The sequence below is a fragment of the Streptomyces sp. NPDC091280 genome (genome assembly GCF_044768565.1).
In the GTDB taxonomy this organism is placed as follows: Bacteria; Actinomycetota; Actinomycetes; order Streptomycetales; family Streptomycetaceae; genus Streptomyces.
This window is the reverse complement of the sequence record NZ_JBIVUZ010000015.1, coordinates 161,634-181,651: the sequence shown is the minus strand read 5'-3', so window position 1 is coordinate 181,651 and position 20,018 is coordinate 161,634. Positions and strand designations below refer to the sequence as shown.

The 20,018-nt window shown below is 72.2% G+C and carries 20 protein-coding genes; 14 read left to right on the top strand and 6 right to left on the bottom strand.

Features of this window, described 5'->3' with window-relative positions; translation table 11 throughout:
* Positions 1-95 precede the first annotated feature (95 nt).
* The 9 genes from ACIQPR_RS38710 (at position 96) to mug (ending at position 9,933) form a co-directional block, all read left to right on the top strand.
* Positions 96-944 carry an ABC transporter ATP-binding protein gene (locus ACIQPR_RS38710; protein WP_403658607.1) on the top strand — a complete coding sequence of 283 codons (849 nt, stop codon included), beginning with the start codon at positions 96-98 and terminating at the stop codon, positions 942-944.
* Positions 945-948: 4 nt separating this feature from the next.
* Entirely contained in the window at positions 949-3,519 is a 2,571-nt protein-coding gene (locus ACIQPR_RS38705) for an ABC transporter permease (protein WP_403658604.1), read from the top strand.
* Between the two features lie 168 nt (positions 3,520-3,687).
* Positions 3,688-4,113: a GNAT family N-acetyltransferase gene (locus tag ACIQPR_RS38700; RefSeq protein WP_403658601.1), complete on the top strand. Its 426-nt coding sequence runs from the start codon at positions 3,688-3,690 to the stop codon at positions 4,111-4,113.
* Between the two features lie 149 nt (positions 4,114-4,262).
* Positions 4,263-5,633 carry a hemolysin family protein gene (locus tag ACIQPR_RS38695; RefSeq protein ID WP_403658599.1) on the top strand — a complete coding sequence of 457 codons (1,371 nt, stop codon included), beginning with the start codon at positions 4,263-4,265 and terminating at the stop codon, positions 5,631-5,633.
* Positions 5,630-6,643, top strand: a complete 1,014-nt coding sequence (locus tag ACIQPR_RS38690) for a hemolysin family protein (protein WP_403658596.1) — start codon at positions 5,630-5,632, stop codon at positions 6,641-6,643. The genes ACIQPR_RS38695 and ACIQPR_RS38690 overlap by 4 nt, the downstream gene beginning before the upstream one ends.
* 101 nt (positions 6,644-6,744) lie before the next feature.
* On the top strand, positions 6,745-7,527 hold the full coding sequence (locus ACIQPR_RS38685) for an SGNH/GDSL hydrolase family protein (RefSeq protein WP_403658593.1): 783 nt from the start codon (positions 6,745-6,747) through the stop codon (positions 7,525-7,527).
* Positions 7,528-7,533: 6 nt separating this feature from the next.
* Positions 7,534-7,875, top strand: coding sequence for a DUF4326 domain-containing protein (locus tag ACIQPR_RS38680; RefSeq protein WP_403658590.1), 342 nt, complete (start codon positions 7,534-7,536; stop codon positions 7,873-7,875).
* 73 nt (positions 7,876-7,948) lie between these two features.
* On the top strand, positions 7,949-9,391 hold the full coding sequence (gene purB / locus ACIQPR_RS38675) for an adenylosuccinate lyase (protein ID WP_403658587.1): 1,443 nt from the start codon (positions 7,949-7,951) through the stop codon (positions 9,389-9,391).
* Positions 9,388-9,933: a G/U mismatch-specific DNA glycosylase gene (mug, locus tag ACIQPR_RS38670; protein WP_403658923.1), complete on the top strand. Its 546-nt coding sequence runs from the start codon at positions 9,388-9,390 to the stop codon at positions 9,931-9,933. Before purB ends, mug begins: the two co-directional genes overlap by 4 nt.
* A 4-nt stretch (positions 9,934-9,937) precedes the next feature.
* Here mug and ACIQPR_RS38665 read toward each other — a convergent pair whose 3' ends face one another.
* The 3 genes from ACIQPR_RS38665 to ACIQPR_RS38655 are packed head-to-tail and all read right to left on the bottom strand — an operon-like array spanning position 9,938 to position 12,058.
* A complete protein-coding gene (locus tag ACIQPR_RS38665) occupies positions 9,938-10,354 on the bottom strand; it encodes a hypothetical protein (RefSeq protein WP_403658584.1) in 417 nt (138 codons plus the stop codon).
* Positions 10,355-10,412: 58 nt separating this feature from the next.
* A complete protein-coding gene (locus ACIQPR_RS38660; RefSeq protein ID WP_403658581.1) occupies positions 10,413-11,135 on the bottom strand; it encodes an ABC transporter permease in 723 nt (240 codons plus the stop codon).
* Positions 11,136-11,137: 2 nt separating this feature from the next.
* Positions 11,138-12,058, bottom strand: coding sequence for an ABC transporter ATP-binding protein (locus ACIQPR_RS38655; RefSeq protein WP_403658578.1), 921 nt, complete (start codon positions 12,056-12,058; stop codon positions 11,138-11,140).
* A 108-nt stretch (positions 12,059-12,166) separates the two neighbouring features.
* On the opposite strand from ACIQPR_RS38655, the gene ACIQPR_RS38650 reads away from it, so the two are divergent.
* The 3 genes from ACIQPR_RS38650 to ACIQPR_RS38640 all read left to right on the top strand — a co-directional run bounded on the left by ACIQPR_RS38650 (position 12,167) and on the right by ACIQPR_RS38640 (position 15,252).
* Positions 12,167-13,321 carry a sensor histidine kinase gene (locus tag ACIQPR_RS38650; protein ID WP_403658575.1) on the top strand — a complete coding sequence of 385 codons (1,155 nt, stop codon included), beginning with the start codon at positions 12,167-12,169 and terminating at the stop codon, positions 13,319-13,321.
* Positions 13,322-13,335: 14 nt separating this feature from the next.
* Positions 13,336-13,998, top strand: a complete 663-nt coding sequence (locus ACIQPR_RS38645) for a response regulator (protein ID WP_403658572.1) — start codon at positions 13,336-13,338, stop codon at positions 13,996-13,998.
* A 99-nt stretch (positions 13,999-14,097) separates the two neighbouring features.
* Entirely contained in the window at positions 14,098-15,252 is a 1,155-nt protein-coding gene (locus ACIQPR_RS38640) for an ROK family transcriptional regulator (protein WP_403658569.1), read from the top strand.
* Positions 15,253-15,511: 259 nt separating this feature from the next.
* Here ACIQPR_RS38640 and ACIQPR_RS38635 read toward each other — a convergent pair whose 3' ends face one another.
* The 3 genes from ACIQPR_RS38635 to ACIQPR_RS38625 all read right to left on the bottom strand — a co-directional run bounded on the left by ACIQPR_RS38635 (position 15,512) and on the right by ACIQPR_RS38625 (position 18,289).
* Entirely contained in the window at positions 15,512-16,282 is a 771-nt protein-coding gene (locus tag ACIQPR_RS38635) for a transposase (protein WP_403658566.1), read from the bottom strand.
* A gap of 122 nt (positions 16,283-16,404) precedes the next feature.
* Entirely contained in the window at positions 16,405-17,166 is a 762-nt protein-coding gene (locus tag ACIQPR_RS38630; RefSeq protein WP_403658562.1) for a GntR family transcriptional regulator, read from the bottom strand.
* A gap of 238 nt (positions 17,167-17,404) precedes the next feature.
* Positions 17,405-18,289, bottom strand: a complete 885-nt coding sequence (locus ACIQPR_RS38625) for an RNA polymerase sigma-70 factor (protein WP_403658559.1) — start codon at positions 18,287-18,289, stop codon at positions 17,405-17,407.
* Positions 18,290-18,398: 109 nt separating this feature from the next.
* Here ACIQPR_RS38625 and ACIQPR_RS38620 point away from each other — a divergent pair, with 109 nt between their 5' ends.
* Together ACIQPR_RS38620 and ACIQPR_RS38615 are read left to right on the top strand one after the other, a co-directional pair.
* Complete coding sequence (locus ACIQPR_RS38620; RefSeq protein ID WP_403658556.1) at positions 18,399-19,052, top strand: NADPH-dependent F420 reductase; 654 nt, start codon at positions 18,399-18,401, stop codon at positions 19,050-19,052.
* Between the two features lie 134 nt (positions 19,053-19,186).
* Positions 19,187-20,017 carry an alpha/beta fold hydrolase gene (locus tag ACIQPR_RS38615; protein ID WP_403658553.1) on the top strand — a complete coding sequence of 277 codons (831 nt, stop codon included), beginning with the start codon at positions 19,187-19,189 and terminating at the stop codon, positions 20,015-20,017.
* Position 20,018: the final 1 nt, after the last annotated feature.

Sequence of the window (20,018 nt, the reverse complement as noted above, 5' to 3'; positions counted from 1 at the left end):
ACGGGGGATATCGGGTGTGCAAAGCGTCACACTAGGCTCGGCCGGAAGCACGGAGTCGGGCACGTCCACGCGCGAGGCAACTCCAGGAGGCCGCCTTGTCCACACCTTCAGCGGAGCACGCCCCGGGGCGGGCCTCGGCCGACCGGATCGCGGCCCGCGCCCGCGGTCTGACCAAGGCGTACGGCTCGGGCGAGACCACCGTCCTCGCCCTGGACGCGGTCGACGTGGACATCGCGCGCGGCCGTTTCACCGCCGTCATGGGCCCCTCCGGCTCCGGGAAGTCCACGCTGATGCACTGCCTGGCGGGGCTCGACACCGTCTCGGCCGGACAGGTGTGGCTCGGCGACACCGAGATAACGGGGCTGAAGGACCGCGAGCTGACCCGGCTGCGGCGGGACCGGATCGGGTTCATGTTCCAGTCGTTCAACCTCATCCCGACGCTCGACGCGGCCGAGAACATCACCCTGCCCATGGACATCGCCGGGAAGAAGCCGGACCAGAAGTGGCTGGACCAGGTCATCGACACGCTCGGCCTGCGGGACCGGCTCCGCCACCGGCCGTCCCAGCTCTCCGGGGGCCAGCAGCAGCGGGTGGCCTGCGCGCGGGCGCTCGCCTCCCGGCCCGAGCTGATCTTCGCGGACGAACCGACCGGCAACCTCGACTCGCGGGCCGGTCTTGAGGTGCTCGGCTTCCTGCGCGACGCGGTCGACGGCCTGGGTCAGAGCGTGGTCATGGTCACCCACGACCCGGGCGCCGCCGCCCACTCCGACCTGGTGCTCTTCCTCGCGGACGGGCGGATCGTGGACGAGATGGAACGGCCCACGGCGGAGGGCGTGCTGGAGCGGATGCGCCTGTTTTCGGGGGCGGACCCCCAGGCCCCCGGGTTGGACCTGGCCAAGGGGCAGCTCGACGAGCCGCTGCCCCGGACCGAGGACAAGGACTGAACCGGTGCTGAAGGCGACCCTCCGCAGTTTCCTCGCGCACAAGGGAAGGCTGCTGCTCTCGGCGCTGGCCGTCGTGCTGTCGGTGGCGTTCGTGGCCGGCAGCCTGATCTTCTCCGACACGGTGACCCGCACCTTCGACCGGCTCTTCGCGTCCACGTCCGCCGACGTGACCGTGGAACCCAAGCAGGACCTCAAGTCCTCCGTGCCCACCGGCGCGACCGAGACCGTGCCCGCCGCACTGGCCGGACAGGTGGCGAAGGTCGCCGGGGTCGCCGCGACCCACGCCGACGTCTCCGTGCAGAACATCGTGGTCGTCGACAGCGAGGACAAGTCGGTCGGGCCGACCACCGGCGCGCCCACCATCGCCACCGACTGGTACCTCACCGACCGCAGCCCGGTGCGACTGACCTCCGGCCACGCCCCGCGGGGCGCCGGACAGGCCCTCCTCGACGCCGACACCGCCGACAACAAGCACGTCAGGATCGGCGACACGCTGACCGTGCAGGCGCAGCCCGGCAGCTTCAAGGTCGAGATCGTCGGCATCGCCACCTTCACCACCACCAACCCCGGTGCCGCGCTGGTCTTCCTCGACCCCGCGACCGCGAAGTCCCAGCTCCTCGGCGCGCCCGACCGTGCCACCAGCATCTCGGTGGACGCGGCCAAGGGCGTGTCGGACGCCGTGCTCAAGCAGCGGGTGGCCGCCGCGATCGGTTCCTCCGGCTCCTACGACATCAAGACCGCCGACGAACAGGCGAAGTCGGCCGCGGCCGATCTGGGCGGCTTCCTCGACGTCATCAAATACGTGATGCTGGGATTCGCGGGCATCGCGGTCCTGGTCGGCGTGTTCCTGATCGTGAACACCTTCTCGATGCTGATCGCCCAACGCACCCGCGAACTGGGCCTGTTGCGCGCCCTCGGCGCCGACCGCAAACAGGTGCGGCGCTCGGTGCTCACCGAGGCGCTGCTGCTCGGCCTGATCGGTTCCACGCTCGGTCTGGCGGCCGGTGTCGGACTCGCGGCCGGGCTGATCAAGCTCATGACGGCGTTCGGCATGAACCTCAAGACCACGGAGATGGTGGTGAGTTGGCCGACTCCCGTGGCCTCGTACGTCGTCGGGGTCGGTGTCACCTTCGTCGCCGCGTATCTCCCGGCCCGGCGGGCCGCCACGGTCTCGCCGATGGCGGCCCTCGCGGACGCCGAAGTCGCCGGTGTGGGGCGGCCGTTGAAGGTGCGGGCGGTGGCGGGCTCGGTCGTCGGCGCGATCGGGGTGGCCGCGCTGGCGGGCTGCGCCGCCGCGACGAGGACCGCCTCGGCGGCCTCCCTCCTGGGCCTCGGGATCGTCCTGACCCTGATCGCGACCGTGATCGCGGGCCCGCTCCTGGTCCGCCCGATGATCCGGGTGCTGGGCGGCGCCTTCCCCGCCCTGTTCGGCTCCATCGGCCGGATGAGCCAGCGCAACGCCCTGCGCAACCCGCGCCGTACGGGCGCCACCGCCGCGGCCCTGATGGTGGGCCTCGCCCTGGTCGGCGGGATGTCGGTGGCCAGCGCCTCCATGTCCAAGTCCTTCGACCAGCAGATCGACAAGACGCTGGGCGCCGACTTCGTGATCCAGAACGGCAGCTTCGTACCGTTCTCCAAGGAGGTCACGGAGCATGTGCGCGCCACCGAAGGCGTCGGTCTCGTGGTGCGCGCCCGCTTCGCGCCGCTCGCGGTCCGGCTGCCGGACGGCAAGCGGGTCGAGACCACGGCCGCCGGTTACGACAGCGCGCTCGACGACGTCGCCCACATCAAGTACGCGCAGGGGAACACGACTTCGGCGCTCGCGCCGGGACACCTCGCCATGACCGCCGACTTCGCAAAGGACCACGGAGTACGGCTGGGCAGCGTGCTCCCCGTCGAGTTCCCGGGCGGACACACCACACGGCTGACGGTCGGCGCCCTCAGCGACCAGGAGTCGGCGGGCGGATTCGGCACGCAGGGCGGGCTGTTCTTCGGGATCGCGACGGTCGAGAAGTACGTCCCGAACGGCCAGGACTCCGTGCTGTACGTGAACGCCGCCTCCGGCACCGGCGCCGACCGGCTCCGCACGGCGCTGGACACGACACTCAAGCCCTATCCGCAGGTGCAGGTCCGCGACGAGGCCGACTACAAGAAGCTGGTCCACGACCAGATCGCCGTACTCCTGTATCTCGTCTACGCGTTGCTCGGGCTGGCCATCGTCATCGCGGTCCTCGGTGTGGTCAACACGCTCGCGCTGTCGGTCGTCGAGCGCACCCGGGAGATCGGCCTGCTGCGCGCGATCGGACTCGGCCGGCGCCAGCTGCGGCGGATGATCCGGCTGGAGTCGGTGGTGATCGCGGTGTTCGGCGCGGTCCTGGGCCTCGGTCTCGGGCTGCTGTGGGGCGTCTGCGCGCAACAGGTCCTGGCCCTCCAGGGCATGAAGGCGCTCGCGGTCCCGTGGAGCACGATCGTCGCGGTGGTGATCGGCTCGGCGGTGGTGGGCATCGTGGCGGCCCTGCTGCCGGCGCTGCGCGCGTCGCGGATGAACGTACTGGCGGCCATCGCGCACGAGTGACCCGGCCGGCCCGGCCGGTCCGTGGAGCGGTGGCGTTGGCGGTACCGGTGGGTGACGGTGGCGGTACCGATGATGGTGGCTGTGACGGTGACTGTGGCTGTGGGCGGCGGCGACGAGCGCGCGGAAATCCACTCGCCGCTGCCGCCCACGGCCTGCTTGGCTCACCCCATGAGTGATCTACGTATGCGCAGCGCGGCCCTCTCCGACATCGACGCCGTGCTGGCGTTCTGGGGCGAGGCCGCCGAGGGGACGAGCATCAGCGACGACCGCGACGGTGTGGCCCGGCTCATCGAGACGGACCCCGACGCGCTGATCCTCGCGGAACGCGACGGGCGGCTGGTCGGCTCGGTGATCGCCGGGTTCGACGGGTGGCGCTGTCACCTCTACCGGCTGGCCGTGCACCCGGAGCAGCGCCGCCGGGGCATCGGCTCGGCGCTGCTGACGGCGGCCGAGGAGCGGTTCGCGGCCGTGGGCGGGCGCCGCGGGGACGCGATGGTCCTGGAGCGCAACGAGACCGGGCAGCATGCCTGGCGCGCGGCCGGGTACACCCGCGAGGACCACTGGCGGCGCTGGGTGAAGCACCTCACGACCTGATCGCTTTGCCCATCCTTTACCATTGGTGGTGGCCCGGCACTTCTGCGTCTCTTCGAAAGGTGTGAGCGTCCGCCCATGGGCGAGCCTCCCAGTACGCGACATCGCGCGAACCTCCCTGTCCTGTCCGATCATGGGACGGAGGTGACCCGATGACGGAAGTGCTCCTGCTGCTGGTGGCGATCCTGCTCTCGCTCCTCTGCGGCGCCTTCGTCGCGGCCGAGTTCTCGCTCACCACCGTCGAGCGCGGCGAGCTGGAGCGCGCGGTCCAGCGCGGCGAGCGGGGCGCCTCCGGTGCCCTGAAGGCCGTACGGAACCTGACCTTCCAGCTCTCCGGCGCGCAGCTCGGCATCACGGTCACCAACCTGGTCGTCGGCATGCTCTCCGAGCCGTCGATCGCCGCGCTCATCGCCGGCCCGCTGGAGTCGCTGGGCATCTCGCACTCCGCGTCGAGGTCCGTGGCGCTGGTGCTGGGCACGGCGCTGTCGACGGTGTTCCTGATGGTCGTCGGCGAACTGGTGCCGAAGAACTGGGCGATCTCCTCACCGCTGGCCGTGGCCAAGCGCGTGGGCAACGCGCAGCGCTGGTTCAGTGCCGCGTTCCGTCCCTTCATCAGCCATCTGAACAACACGGCGAACCATGTGGTGCGGGCCTTCGGCCTGGAACCCGCCGAGGAGCTGGCCTCCGCGCGCGGGCCGCAGGAGCTGGCCGCGCTGGCCCGGCACTCCGCCAAGGAAGGCGCCCTGGAGCCGGACACCGCCGAACTGTTCGTGCGGACCCTGAACCTGGCCGACCTCACCGCGGAGAACGTGATGACGCCCCGCGTCCAGGTCGTCGCCCTCGACGCCCAGGCGACCTGCGAGGACGTGGCCAACGCGACGCGGGCGACCGGACTGTCCCGCTTCCCGGTCTACCGCGGCAGCCTCGACGACGTCGTCGGCACCGTGCACATCAAGGACGTCCTGGCGGTCCCGGCGGACCAGCGGGCCCGCTTCCCCCTCGCCGAGGTGCTGCGCGAACCCCTCCTCGTCCCCGAGTCCCTCACCGTCGACCGGCTCCTGGACCGGCTGTCCGGCAAGCGCACCATGGCCGTCGTCATCGACGAGTACGGGGGTACGGCGGGGGTCGCGACCCTGGAGGACATCGTCGAGGAGGTCGTCGGAGAGGTGCGGGACGAGCACGACCCGCACGAGACGCCCGACCTCGCGGCGGCCGGGACGGACGACGGGGGCCGCGCCCTGTACTCGGCGGACGGCGCCGCCCGCGTGGACCAGCTCGCGCGCGTCGGACTGCGGGCGCCCGAGGGACCGTACGAGACGCTGGCCGGTCTGGTCGCCACCGAGCTGGGGCGGATTCCCGAGGCCGGGGACGTCGTCGAGGTCGCCGGGTGGCGGATCGACGTGGTCGACGCCTCGGGGCGGCGGGCCGCACGGCTGCTGCTGCACGCGCCGCACGCCACGTCCGGTACCGACTCTGACTCCGGCTCCAGCTCCGGTTCCGAGTCCGCGAAGGGGGAGCTGTGACCGCCGTACAACTGCTGATCGGGCTGGCGACGCTGGTCGTCAACGCCTTCTTCGTGGGGGCCGAGTTCGCGCTGATCTCGGTGCGCCGCAGCCAGATCGAGCCGCACGCCGAGCAGGGCGACCGGCGCGCCAAGAGCGTGCTGTGGGGCCTGGAGCACGTGTCCGTGCTGCTGGCCGCGGCGCAGCTCGGCATCACGCTGTGCACGCTGGTGCTCGGCATCGTCGCCGAACCCGCCATCGCGCATCTGCTGGAGCCGGTGTTCCACGCGGTCGGTGTTCCGCAGAGCGCGGGCCACGCGGTGTCCTTCGTGATCGCGCTGAGCCTGGCGACCTATCTGCACATGCTGCTGGGCGAGATGGTGCCGAAGAACATCGCCCTGGCCGAACCGGTGCGCAGCGCGCTGCTGTTGGGGCCGCCGCTGGTGACCCTCTCGCGGGCCCTGCGCCCGGTGATCTTCGCGATCAACGCGTTCGCCAACACCCTGCTCAAGCTGCTGCGCGTCGAGGTCAAGGACGAGGTCACGGCGACCTTCTCGGACGCCGAACTCGCCCGGATTGTCCGGGACTCCGGCGAGGCGGGCCTCATCGACGAGCGCGCCCGGGAGCGGCTGAACGACGCCCTGGAGCTCGGCAGCAGGCCGGTGCGGGACGTCGTACTCCCCCTCGAACGCGTCGACTACGTGGTCGCGGGCATCACCCCGGCCCAGTTGGAGGTGCTGTCGGCCGAGTCCGGGTTCTCCCGCTTCCCGGTCGTGGACGCGGAGCGCAGGATCATCGGCTATCTGCACGTGAAGGACGCGCTCGACGCCTCGCCCCGCGAGGAGCCGTTCAAGGTGGAGGACATGCGCTCCATCGCGAACATCCGGGAGAGCACGCCCATGGACGACGTCCTCACCGCGATGCGCAGCGGCCGTACGCACCTGGCGGCGGTCCTGGACGAGGAGGGCCGGCTGACCGGTCTGGTGACCATGGAGGACGTGCTGCGGGAGCTGTTCGGACAGCGCGCCTGAACCCGGGCCCCGGCCGGAGCCCGACCGGGGCCGGACCGGGGCCGGACCAGGGAAGGGGGACCGACCGGCGGGTATGGACGCGGGATATCATCTTCGTCGCCATGCAGACGAATCCCACGCACACCAGCCTGGTCGCGATCGGCGACTCCTTCACCGAGGGCATGTCGGACCTCCTCCCGGACGGCACCTACCGGGGCTGGGCCGACCTCCTCGCCGGGCGGATGGCCGCCCGGACGCCCGGCTTCCGCTACGCCAACCTCGCCGTGCGCGGCAAGCTGATCGCGCAGATCGTCGAGGAGCAGGTCGGCCCGGCGGCGGACATGCGGCCCGATGTGATCACGCTCGTGGGCGGCCTGAACGACACCCTGCGCCCCAAGTGCGACATGGGCCGGGTGCGCGCCCTGCTGGAGGAGGCCGTGGAGCGCCTCACGCCCGCCTGCAAGCACCTGGTGCTGATGCGCAGCCCCGGACGCCAGGGCCCGGTCCTGGAGCGCTTCCGGCCGCGCATGGAGGAGCTCTTCGCCTGCGTCGACGACCTCGCCGCCCGGCACGGCGCCCTGGTCGTCGACCTGTACGGCGCCCCGTCGCTCGCCGACCCGCGCGCGTGGGACGTCGATCGCCTCCACCTCACGGATGAGGGCCACCGCCGTGTCGCCGAGGCCGTGTGGCAGACCCTGGGCTACGAGGCGGAGGACCCGCAGTGGCGGACGCCGATGCCGCCGACCCCGCCCCCGAACTGGACCGCCCGCCGCGTGGAGGACGTCCGCTTCACCCGCCAGTACCTGCTCCCCTGGATAGGCCGCCGCCTCACCGGCCGCTCCTCCGGCGACGGCCGCTCCCCCAAGCGCCCCGACCTCGTCCCCTACGAGGGCCCGGCGGCGTAACTCCCCATGACCACGCGGGTGATCGACGTCAGGGGCCGCATCCACGACTTCGGCCCCCGCCTGGAGTTCGCCCCCGAGGCCGTCGTCTACGTCGGCCGCCGCTGGACCCTCGGCGGCTGGGACCTCCCCCGCCACCCGCTCTACAACCCCTTCGCCTACGACACCGCCGCGCGCCGCCGGGACGGCACGCGCGCGGAGGTGATGGCGAAGTACCGGGCGTATCTGCTGGCGCGCCCCGACCTGCTGGCCCTGGTCCCGGAGCTGCGCGGCCGGACGCTGGCCTGCTGGTGCGCGCCCCTGCTGTGCCACGCGGAGGTGCTGGCCGACCTCGCGGACGCGGGACGGTGACGGAGGTCTCGTAGCTTCCGACGAACGGGGCTATGGCGCTGGCCTGCACGAATCGCCAGTAGAATCCGTACACGTGACTTCCGCTGCCGCCAAGCCCCGCATCCCGAACGTCCTCGCCGGACGTTACGCCTCGACCGAGCTGGCCACGCTCTGGTCCCCCGAGCAGAAGGTGAAGCTGGAGCGGCAGCTCTGGCTCGCCGTGCTGCGGGCCCAGAAGGACCTCGGGATCGAGGTGCCGGACGCGGCGATCGCGGACTACGAGCGTGTCCTCGACCAGGTCGACCTCGCGTCGATCGCCGAGCGCGAGAAGGTCACGCGGCACGACGTGAAGGCGCGGATCGAGGAGTTCAACGACCTCGCCGGGCACGAGCAGGTGCACAAGGGCATGACCTCCCGGGACCTGACGGAGAACGTCGAGCAGTTGCAGATCCGGCTCTCCCTGGAGCTGATCCGCGACCGCACGGTGGCCGTCCTGGCCCGGCTCGGGAAGCTGGCCGGTGAGTACGGCGAGCTGGTCATGGCCGGCCGCTCGCACAACGTGGCCGCGCAGGCCACCACCCTCGGCAAGCGTTTCGCGACCGCCGCCGACGAGCTGCTCGTGGCCCACGGCCGGGTCGAGGAGCTGCTCGGCCGCTACCCGCTGCGCGGGATCAAGGGTCCGGTGGGCACGGCCCAGGACATGCTGGACCTGCTCGGCGGCGACGCGGCGAAGCTCGCGGAGCTGGAGCAGCGGATCGCCTCCCACCTCGGTTTCTCGCAGGCGTTCACCTCGGTCGGCCAGGTGTACCCGCGTTCGCTGGACTACGAGGTCGTGACCGCGCTGGTGCAGGTCGCGGCGGCGCCGTCGTCGGTCGCGAAGACGGTCCGGCTGATGGCCGGGCACGAGCTGGTCACCGAGGGCTTCAAGCCGGGCCAGGTCGGCTCGTCCGCGATGCCCCACAAGATGAACACCCGCTCCTGCGAGCGCGTCAACGGCCTGATGGTCGTCCTGCGCGGCTACGCGTCGATGACCGGCGAGCTGGCGGGCGACCAGTGGAACGAGGGCGATGTCTCCTGCTCGGTGGTGCGCCGGGTGGCCCTGCCCGACGCGTTCTTCGCGCTGGACGGTCTCCTGGAGACGTTCCTGACCGTGCTCGACGAGTTCGGCGCGTTCCCGGCGGTCGTGGCGCGTGAGCTGGACCGCTACCTGCCGTTCCTCGCGACCACCAAGGTGCTGATGGCCGCCGTCCGCGCGGGTGTCGGCCGCGAGGTCGCGCACGAGGCCATCAAGGAGAACGCGGTGGCCTCCGCGCTGGCGATGCGTGAACAGGGCGCCGAGCGCAACGAGTTGCTGGACAAGCTCGCCGCCGACGAGCGCATCCCGCTGGACCGCGCCCAGTTGGACGCGCTGATGGCCGACAAGCTGTCCTTCACCGGCGCCGCCGCCGACCAGGTCGCCGCCGTGGTCGCCCGCGTCGAGGAGATCGCGAAGCAGCACCCGGAGGCCGCGGGCTACACCCCGGGGGCGATCCTCTGACCCGCTTCACCCAGGCCGAACTGGAGGCCGCCCGCGACCGTCTCGTACCGGACGTCGTCGCGGACGGCCTCGCGGTGCTGTTCTGCGGTATCAACCCGGGGCTGATGACGGCGGCCACCGGCCACCACTTCGCCCGCCCCGGCAACCGCTTCTGGCCGGTGCTGCACCTGTCCGGCTTCACCCCGAGGCTCATGAAGCCCGCGGAACAGGGCGAGTTGCTGTCATACGGCCTCGGGATCACGAATGTGGTGGCACGGGCCACAGCACGCGCCGACGAGCTGAGCGCGGAGGAGTACCGGGAGGGCGGGCGGTCGCTCGCCGCGAAGGTGGCGGGATGGCAGCCGCGCTGGCTGGCCGTGCTCGGGGTCACCGCGTACCGGGCGGCGTTCGACGACCGGAAGGCCCAAGTGGGGCCCCAGGAGCGGCTGTTCGGGGACACGCGGGTGTGGGTTCTGCCCAACCCGAGCGGATTGAACGCGCATTGGACGGCGGCGACGATGGCGGAGGAGTTCGGGCGGCTGCGGGAGGCCGCGCGGGACTAGCGCGTCACGGTGGGTCTGTTTCCGTGACCGTGACGAGGAGTCGGGTCTGCTCCTGGTCCTCGCGGTCGGCCACGCCCAGAGCGATCCAGCGGCCGGTCTCCGGTATCCGCCACACGTCGAGCGCGTCGGTGCGGTCGGCGAGCGTGGCCCACGGCTCGGGTATCCCCTCCCCGCGCTCCATGCGTACTCTCACCGTGAGCTGACCCCACGGGAGTTGTTCGCCCAGGCGGTCGTGCAGCCGCTCCGCGATCCCCTGGCGCAACGCGTCGACGTCGTCCGCTGTCAGCTCCTGGTCGGTCTCTAACTCCACCGTGAAGTAGCCCGGCCCGGCCGTGCGGCGACCCGAGGTGCCCGGCTCCGCGGGGAACTCCTCGGCGCAGAGCCGGTCGATGGCGGCCAGGTGCTTCGCGATGATGTCCATGTGATCCAGTAAAGCGGTTGCCACTGACAATTGGCGGGGCGTCAGTGACTTGCCCGGTTCAGGCGTCCCGCCGCCGCAGGCTCCACGCCCCGGCCGCCAGCGCCGCCGCCGTCCACAGCGCCGTCACCGCCAGGCCGGTCCAGGGGCCGAGTGCGCCGTCCCAGCTCTCGTGCAGCGCCACCTGCCCGGCCCGGTCCGGGAGCAGGTCCGCGATGTCGTTCGACATGTCGCCGACCACGAAGGACACGATCAGCAGGAACGGGATGAGGATGCCGAGCGTCGTCGCACCGCTCCGCAGCAGCGCCGTGAGACCGGCCGCGAACAGTGCCATCAGCGTGAGGTAGCCGGCGCAGCCGACCACCGCGCGCACCTGCTCCGCCCGGTCGAGCGCGGCGGCCTCGGTGCCGAGGACCGCCCGGCCCGCCACCAGGGTCACGACACCGGTGACCAGGCCGATCGCGAGCATGGGTGCGGCGATGGCCGTCGCCTTGGCCGCGAACCAGCGTCCCCGGCGCGGCACCGCGGCCAGCGACAGCCGTAGCGCCCCGCCCCGGAACTCGGCGGACACGGCGGCCGTGCCGAAGGCGATCGCCGCGATCTGTCCGAAGGACACGCCGAAGAAGGCCGCGAAGAGCGGATCGAAGTCGTCGCCACCGGTGTCGGACGCGGCGAGGGCGGAGAAGAGGGCCGTCACCGCGGGGATCGTGGCGAGGGACGCGAGGTGGGAGCGCAGGGTGCGGATCTTGATCCACTCGGAGTGGAACGCGGGGGTGAAGGACATGGTCAGGCCTCCTGGCGCTGGGCGGTGAACTCGGTCTCGGTGGCGGTCAGGTCCAGGTAGGCCTGCTCCAACGTGCCCTCGGCGGAGGCCAGTTCGAGGATCGGGACACCCGCCGAGGACAACAGGGCGCCGATCTCGTCCACGCGCGCGTGCGGCACGGTCCAGTGCCCGTCCTCGTGTTCCACGGCGTCGTGGCCGTGTGCGGCGAGCGCGGACTTGAGGGCCCCGGCGTCCGTCGTACGGATGCGCACCTGGGGCCGTACGCGCGCGTCGATGAAGTCCCGCATGGGGGTGTCGGCGAGGAGTCGGCCACGGCCGAGGACGATCAGGTGGTCGGCGAAGGAGGCGGTCTCGTTCATGAGGTGGCTGGAGACCAGGACCGTGCGGCCCTCCGCCGCCAGGCGGCGCAGCAACTCCCTGATCCAGACGATGCCTTCGGGGTCGAGGCCGTTCGACGGCTCGTCCAGCAGGATGACTTCGGGGTCGCCCAGGAGGGCACCGGCGATGCCCAGCCGCTGCCGCATGCCCAGGGAGTACGTCTTCACCCGGCGCCGCGCGACCGACGCGAGTCCTGTCTCCTCCAGCAGCGCGTCGGCCCGGGTGGCCGGGATGCGGTTGCTCGCGGCCTGGGCGCGCAGATGGTCGCGGCCGGTGCGGGAGCCGTGGGCGGCCCGGGCGTCGAGCAGGGCGCCCACGTGGCGCAGCGGCTCGGTGAGTTCGGCGTAGGGGCGGCCTCCGACGGTGGCGGTTCCGGAGGTGGGGCGGTCGAGGCCGAGGACGAGGCGCATGGTGGTGGTCTTTCCGGCGCCGTTGGGGCCGAGGAACCCGGTCACCTTGCCGGGGCGGACGCCGAAGGTGACACGGTCCAGGGCCCGCCGGTCGCCGAACTCCTTGGTGAGGTCTCGTACGTCGATGCTGGTCATGGTCGACAGCCTGGCCGTTCAAGGGAGTTGGGGCCTCCCCCGCAGGTGGTGTCCGTCTCCCCCGCTCGGGGGAGGTCGATTGTCGGTGCCGGCTGTCACGATGTCGGAATGGCCCGCTTCCTGCGCCCGCTGCTCCGGGGGACGACGTACACGCGTCTGCTGCACCTGTGGGTGCCGATGCTGATCGTCAGCGTGTGGCTCTTCATCAGCCCGGACACGCCGTACGCACCCGCGCTCGCGCTGATCCCGGTGGGGCTGGTCCCGGCCCTGCGGACCGGCGAGGGGGTGCAGGCGCGGTTGCTGCTGACGCCGGGCGAGGAGGGCTCGGGGATCTCCGTGGCGCCTTCGGCGACCTGGCGGGACCGGGGCCGGACCGTGCTGTGGCTGGAGGTCCGGATGGCGTTGGGGTGGGTGACCGCGTTCGCCTGCGTCTGGCTGCCGGTCATCGCCTTCCAGCTGATCGAGATCGCGCGCGGGCGCGTGCCCGACGACGTATGGGTCCTCAAGGAGGCGTCTCCGAGTGGGTGGTACGCCGTGCTGGCCCCGCTCCCGCTGATCGCGTTGTACGGCGCCATCGTAGGCCTCGGGAAGGTGGTGACGTCCACGGCCCGCGCGTTGCTCGGTCCCTCCCCCGCAGAACGGCTCGCCGCGCTGGAGGAGCGCACCGAGCAGTTGCTCGAACGCAACCGCATCGCGAGGGAGTTGCACGACTCCATCGGGCACGCGCTGACCGTGGCGGTCGTCCAGGCGGGCGCGGCCCGCGCGGCGGGCGACCCGGCGTTCACCGAGCGGGCCCTGGGCGCCATCGAGGAGACCGGCCGGGCCGCGCTGGAGGACCTGGAGCGCGTGCTCGGCGTGCTGCGCGAGGCGGAGCGGCCGGTGAGCGGCCGGCCGACGCTGGTGGACGCCGACCGGCTGTGGGAGTCCGCGCGGGCCTCCGGGGCGAAGGTCGACGCGGAGGTGACCGGGCCGTTGGAGACGGTGCCGGGGCCCGTGTCCCGGGAGGGGTACCGCATCCTTCAGGAGGCGCTGACCAATGTGCTGCGGCACGCGGGAGCGGTACCCGTGCGGGTCCGTGTCCGGGTCGCGGACGGCACCCTCGATCTGGAGGTCCGCAATCCGTTGACGGCCGCCGTGTCCGGGCCGGGGCGGGGCAGTGGTCTACGGGGGATACGCGAGCGGGCCGCGCTGCTCGGGGGCCGGGCGCACACGGGGCCCGACGAGGGTGACTGGCAGGTGCGGGCGGAGCTTCCGCTGGGCTGATCTAGGGTGGCCGGATGCCGGTCACCGTTCTGCTGGTCGATGACGAACCCCTCGTCCGCGCGGGTCTGCGGGCCGTCCTGGAGGCACAGCCGGACATCGAGGTGGTCGGGGAGGCCGCCGACGGGGCCGCGGTCATCCCGCTGGTGCGGCGGCTGCGGCCCGACGTGGTCGCCATGGACGTACGGATGCCCCTCATGGACGGCATCGAGGCGACGCGCGCGGTGCTGCGGACGGTCGAGGACCCGCCGAAGATCCTGGTCGTCACGACCTTCGAGAACGACGAGTACGTGTACGAGGCGCTGCGGGCCGGTGCCGACGGGTTCCTGCTAAAGCGGGCCCGGCCGGCCGAGATCGTGCACGCGGTGCGGCTGGTCGCCGAGGGCGAGTCACTGCTGTTCCCGGCGTCCGTACGGCAGTTGGCGGCGGAGTACGGCGACGGCGGCGGGAACCGGGCGGCGCGCGCGGTGCTGGAGCGGGCCCGGCTGACCGAGCGGGAGGCCGAGGTGCTGCGGCTGATGACCAGGGGGTTGTCGAACGCGGAGATCGCCGAGCGGCTGGTCGTCGGGACCGAGACGGTGAAGTCGCATGTGAGTGCCGTACTGGCGAAGTTGGGGGCGCGGGACCGTACGCAGGCGGTGATCGCGGCCTACGAGTCGGGGTTCGTGGCGCCCGGCTGATCCGGTGGGGTTCGCGGGTCCTCGGCGCCCGGCACTCGCCGGGGTCCGCCGCGCCGAGTACGATCCGCCCAACACGCGCACGAGCTGGGAGGACAGACCTTGGCGGGGCTGACCGGCGGGGACCCCTCGCTGCTGCGGAGGATCAACTCCGCGGTGGTGCTGCACGCGTTGCGTGCCACGGACTGCGCCACGCTGACGGAGATCACCCGGGTGACCGGTCTGTCCCGGCCGACCGTCGAGGGCGTCGTCGAGGGACTGATCGAGGCCGGGATGGTCGTCGAGAAGGCGGCCGACGAGAGCGTCGTACGGCGCCAGGGGCGGCCCGCGCGGCGGTTCAGGTTCCGGGCCGAGGCCGGGCATCTGCTGGGCCTGGAGATCGGCGCACATCGCGTCGCCGTGCTCCTCGCCGACCTGGACGGCCGGGTGCTCGGCGCGATCGCCAAGGACGTCGACGAGACGGCGTCGGCGGACGAGCGCCTTGAGCGGCTGCGCACGGCGGTCGCCGAGCTGCTGCGCCGGGCCGGAGTGGCCCGCGGTTCGCTGCGGGCGGTCGGGGTCGCCACACCGGGCATCGTCGAGGCGGACGGCACCGTACGGCTGGGCACCGCGCTGCCCGAGTGGACGGGACTCCATCTGGGTGAGCGGCTGAGCCGGTCCTTCAAGTGCCCGGTGCTGGTCGAGAACGACGCGAACGCGGCGGCGGTCGCCGAGCACTGGAAGGGCGCGGCCACCGAGTCCGACGACATGGTGATGGTGCTGGCGGGGCTGAGCCCGGGCGCCGGTTCGCTGATCGGGGGGCGGCTGCACCGGGGATATCGCGGGGCGGCCGGTGAGATCGGCGCGCTGCATCTGCTGGGCCGGGACGTGACTCCGGAGACGCTGCTGTCCACGACGGACGAGCCGTTGCACCCCTTGGACGAACAGGCGGTCGCCCAGGTGTTCGCGCTGGCCCGCGACGGCGACCAGCGGGCCCGCGCGGCTGTCGACCGCTTCATACAGCGCCTGGTGCACGATGTCGCCGCGCTCGTCCTCGCCCTCGATCCGGAACTGGTCGTCGTGGGCGGCTGGGCGGCCGGTCTGGACGGCGTACTGGAGCCGCTGCGGCGGGAGTTGGCGCGGTACTGCCTCCGTCCGCCGAAGGTGGCCCTCTCCCTGCTCGGCGAGGCGGCCGCGGCCACCGGGGCGCTGCGGCTGGCCCTCGATCACGTCGAGGAGCAGCTGTTCGCGGTCGAGGGCACGGTGACGCGGCGCTAGGTCGTGTCCGCGAAGTCGCGTCGTCCGCCCGGAGGGCGGGCCTCGCGGCGTCCGGTGCGTGCGCTGGGGGTCCCCCCGGCCGGAGGCTGGGGGAGTGCCGCCCGGAAGTCCTCGTACTGGGCGTACTCGGGCTTTCGGGCGGTGCGCCGAGCGTGCGTGCCGGGCGCCGAGAGGCAGGCGGGACTTTGCGGACACGGCCTAAAGCCTGTTCCGGATGTCCGTGAGCGGGCGGTGTGGTGCGCCGTTGTGAGGGTGTCGGTCATGTGGCGAGGGCGAGGTTGTGCATGCGGGCGACGGCCTGGACGGCGTGGTGGAGGCCGTCGCCGCGCTGTCGGCAGTCGCGGAGGATCTTGTAGTTCTTCATCCGGGCGAAGGTGTGCTCGACGCGGGCGCGGACCTTGCGGTGTTCGGCATTGTCGGCTTCCTGGACGGGCAGCAGCGGCCGTTTGGCGCGGCGGCGGTGCGGGATCACCAGACCGGTGCCCCCGTAGGCGCCGTCGGCGAGCACCGTGATGCCGGAGCAGACCTCGGCCAGGCCGGTGTCCCGGAAGGCATGGGCGTCGGCGATGTTGCCCGCCACCGGGGGTGCGGTGGCGACCACCAGCCGGGTGTCGGCATCGATGACGACCTGCACGTTCGCGGAGAAGCGGTAGTTGCGGCCGGAGGCGGCGACGGAGCGGTCGCGCACGGGGATCAGCGTGCCGTCCACGATCCACAGCCGTTCCACCGCGTCCTCGGGGCGGGGCGCCGGTTCGAGCGCGAGGAGCGGGCCCACCTGCTGGACGGTCCGGCATACCGTCGCCGCACTGACGCCGAACAGGACTGCCAGCTGCCGCATGGTCAGGTTGGTCCGGTAGTACACCGCCACCAGCAGCACCCGCTCGGCCAGCGGCAGCCGCCACGGCCGCCCCATCCGCGGATGCTCGCCGCCCCGCTCCCGCACCGCCCGCAGCAGCCGGGCAAACCGGTCCACCCGCACACCGGTGAACACCTCGATCCACACCGGATCAGCCCTCAACACACCACCCATACAAGGGAAATGCCCAGATCACGGACATCCGGAACAGGCTTTAGCTCGGCGGTCGGGTCGAGGGGTGAACGCGTCGCGCCCCGGTGGAGTTCCGGGGCGCGACGGACGGGCTGTGGCCGGTGTCAGGAAGCCTGGCGTTCGGGGCCGTGGTGGATCTCCACGCCTCCGGAGTCGGCGAAGGTCAGGCGGCAGGTGTCCGCGCGGTAGGTCGCCACGGAGACCGCGGCGGTGCGGCCCTGGGCGAAGTAGCGGGCCGTGACGACGAGCACCGGGGCCCCGGGGAGGCGGTCCAGCTCCTTGGCGTCGTCCGCGCGGGCCGAGCCGAGTTCGACGGCGCGGTCCTGGCCCTCCAGTTCGAGGCGCTGCAACTCGCGCAGCACGGCACGCGCGCGTGCCGTCGCGGACGGTGTGTCTATCGCGGAGAGGTCGGGCACCGACGACTCCGGGATGTAGAGCAGTTCGGCGGCGACCGGCTGGCCGTGGCTCACCCGGGAGCGCCGTACGGTGTGCACGAGTTCCTCGGGAGCGGTCTCCAGGGCGGCGGCCACGGCCGCCGGCGGAGCCACCAGTACGCAGTCGACGGACTGCCAGGAGTCGTCGGCGGCGCCCGGCCAGGCGTGCTGCTCGGTGCCGACGGCGACGCCCACGCGCGGCGGTGCGACGGTCGTACCGACGCCTCGGCGGCGCTGGAGCCGCCCTTCCAGTTCGAGTTGTTCCAGAGCCTGCCGGAGTGTGGCCCGGGCGACGCCGAAGCGCGCGGCGAGGTCTCGCTCGTTGGGCAGGATCTCGCCCACGGAGAACTCGGAGTCCAGTGCCTCACTCAGCACGGTCTTGAGATGCCAGTACTTCGGCTCCGGCACCGATTCCAACTGCGTGGTCCCCACCCTGTCCTCCGCAATCGCCGTGGTCCGGCCGCGTTTTAGCGCCCTTGTTTATTAAAGGTTGTTTCACTTATCAGTGACCATAGGGCGGCCCACACCCTTGGTCAAGACCAATCCTCGATCCCACAGGCAACACAGAGAGCGGTTGCCCTGGAGCGTTCACAAGGCGTTCGTCATGGGCTCGTTTCGTGACACGACGGCAAAGCCCCCGTCGCGGAACGGGGGCCTGTCGGGGGCTCGGCTAAGCGGAAGCCAGCGACCGGAGCTTGTCCGGGTTGCGGACGATATACACGGACCCGATGCGTCCGGCGGATACGTCCACCTGGAAGACGCTGTCCGGTTCGCCACCCGAAAGGATCAGCACTGCGGGTCCGCCGTTCAGCTCAAGGAAGCGGAACGAGATCTCCGGAACGCCCTTGCCCGCGACGGCCACCAGGAAGCGGCCCACACTGTCGGCGCTCTCCAGGATCCGCAGCGGCGCCTTGGTCTTGCCGCCGCTGTCGCCCACCAGCCGGACGTCCGGCGCGAGCAGTTCCAGCAGGCCGGCCAGGTCGCCCTCCGCCGCCGCGGCGAGGAACCGCTCGGTGAGATCGCGGCGCTGGGCCGGGTCGACGTCGTAGCGCGTGCGCCGTTCGTCGACGTGCTTGCGGGCCCGTCCGGCGAGTTGGCGCACCGCGGGCTCGCCTCGGTCCAGCATGGCCGCGATCTCCGCGTACGGGTAGCCGAACGCCTCCCTGAGGACGAACACCGCGCGCTCCAGCGGGGACAGCGACTCCAGGACGACGAGTACGGCGAAGGAGACGGAGTCGGCGAGTACGGCCCGTTCCGCGGTGTCCTCGACGGTGTCCCCGAAGTCGGTGACGTAGGGCTCGGGCAGCCACGGGCCGACGTAGGCCTCGCCGCGCGCCTTGACCTGGCGCAGCCGGTCGATCGCGAGGCGGGTGGTGACGCGCACCAGGTAGGCGCGCGGTTGGCGGACCGCGCGGTGGTCGGTTCCGGACCAGCGCAGCCAGGCCTCCTGGACCACGTCCTCGGCGTCGGCCACCCGCCCGAGCATGCGGTAAGCGACGCCCATGAGGACGGGGCGGTGTTCTTCGAAGACTTCGGTCGCGGTGTCGGTGCTCACGCCTCCATCCCATGCGACACGTACGCCCGTGTCCAGGAGAAATTCGGGTGTCCCGGAGCAGAATTGGCCCCGGGCCGACGACTTCCGGCGGCCCCTTCGGGAGGTGGCTGTGCGGTACGCGGTGCTGGGTACGGGCGAGGTCGGCCAGGCCTTGGGCGGCAAGCTGGTCGAACTGGGGCACCAGGTGACCCTGGGTTCGCGCACCAAGGACAATCCGGCCGCCGCGAAGTGGGCCGAGGGCGCGGGTGCAGGGGCGGGTGCCGGTACGTTCGCGGAGGCCGCCGCGGCGGGCGAGGTGATCGTGAACGCGGTGGGCGGCCGGGTGGCGCTCGCCGCGCTGGAGGCGGCCGGGGCGGAGCGTCTCGACGGCAAGGTCGTCCTCGACGTGTCCAATCCGCTGGCGTTCGAGGACGGCCGGCTCCGGCTGTCGCCGGTGGAGTCGGACAGTCTGGGCGAGCAGATCCAGCGCGCCTTTCCGCACGCGCGCGTGGTGAAGTCCCTCAACACGGTCAACTGCCGGGTGATGGTGGACCCTTCGCTGGTGCCGGGCGAGCACCAGGTGTTCGTGTGCGGCGAGGACGACGAGGCCAAGAGCCAGGTGACGGCCCTGCTCGGGGAGTTCGGCTGGCCCGCGCACCGGGTGCTCGATCTGGGTGGCATCGAGTCGGCGCGCGCGGTGGAGATGATGCTGCCGTTGTGGGTGAACCTGTTCCGGACCCTCGGGCACGGCGAGTTCAACCTCCAGGTGCGCGGGGCGCGTTGAGGACCGGGAGATCGGCGGCCAGGCGCGCGGCGAGGTCCGCGACGACGGGGGCTACCGGTTGGTAGCTTTTGCTGACAAGCTGTCTACACGGTCTGCACGGCGCCTGCCATCGAGCCCAGACGAGGAGCACCCCCATGTCCGCCACCGTCTCCTTCCCGGTCCCCTCCCCGCACGGCCCGCAGTCCGTGACGCTGTCCTACGCGCGCGCGGGCAGTGGCGAACCGCTGCTCCTGCTGCACGGCATCGGTCATCACCGGCAGGCCTGGGACCCGGTGGTGGACATCCTGGCGACGGAGCGGGACGTGATCGCCGTGGATCTGCCCGGGTTCGGCGCCTCCCCCGCGCTGCCGGCCGGGCTGGCGTACGACCTGTCCACGACGGCCGCCGTCTTCAGCGCGTTCTGCGAGACGCTGGGCCTCGAACGACCGCACATCGCGGGCAATTCGCTCGGTGGTCTGCTGGCCCTGGAACTGGGCCGCGAGAAGATCGTGCGGTCCGTCACCGCCCTGTCCCCGGCCGGGTTCTGGTCCGAGGCCGAGCGCCGCTACGCCTTCGGGGTCCTGCTCACCATGCGGCGGATCGCCCGGGGGATGCCGCTGCCGCTGGTCGAGCGGCTGTCGCGCACGGCGGCCGGGCGGGCCGCCCTGACGAGCACCATCTACGCCCGCCCCGCCCGCCGTTCACCCGAGGCCGTGGTCGCCGAGACGCTCGCGCTCGTCAACGCCACCGGGTTCGACGACACGCTCCGGGCCGGTACGGACGTCCAGTTCACCGACGACATCCCCGGTCTGCCGGTCACCGTGGCCTGGGGCACCCGGGACCGGCTGCTGCTGCGCCGCCAGGGCGTGCGGGCCAAGCACCTGATCCCGCGCGCCCGGCTCGTACGCCTGCCCGGCTGCGGGCACTGCCCGATGAACGACGACCCGGCGCTGGTCGCGCGCGTCATCCTCGACGGCAGCCGCTGAC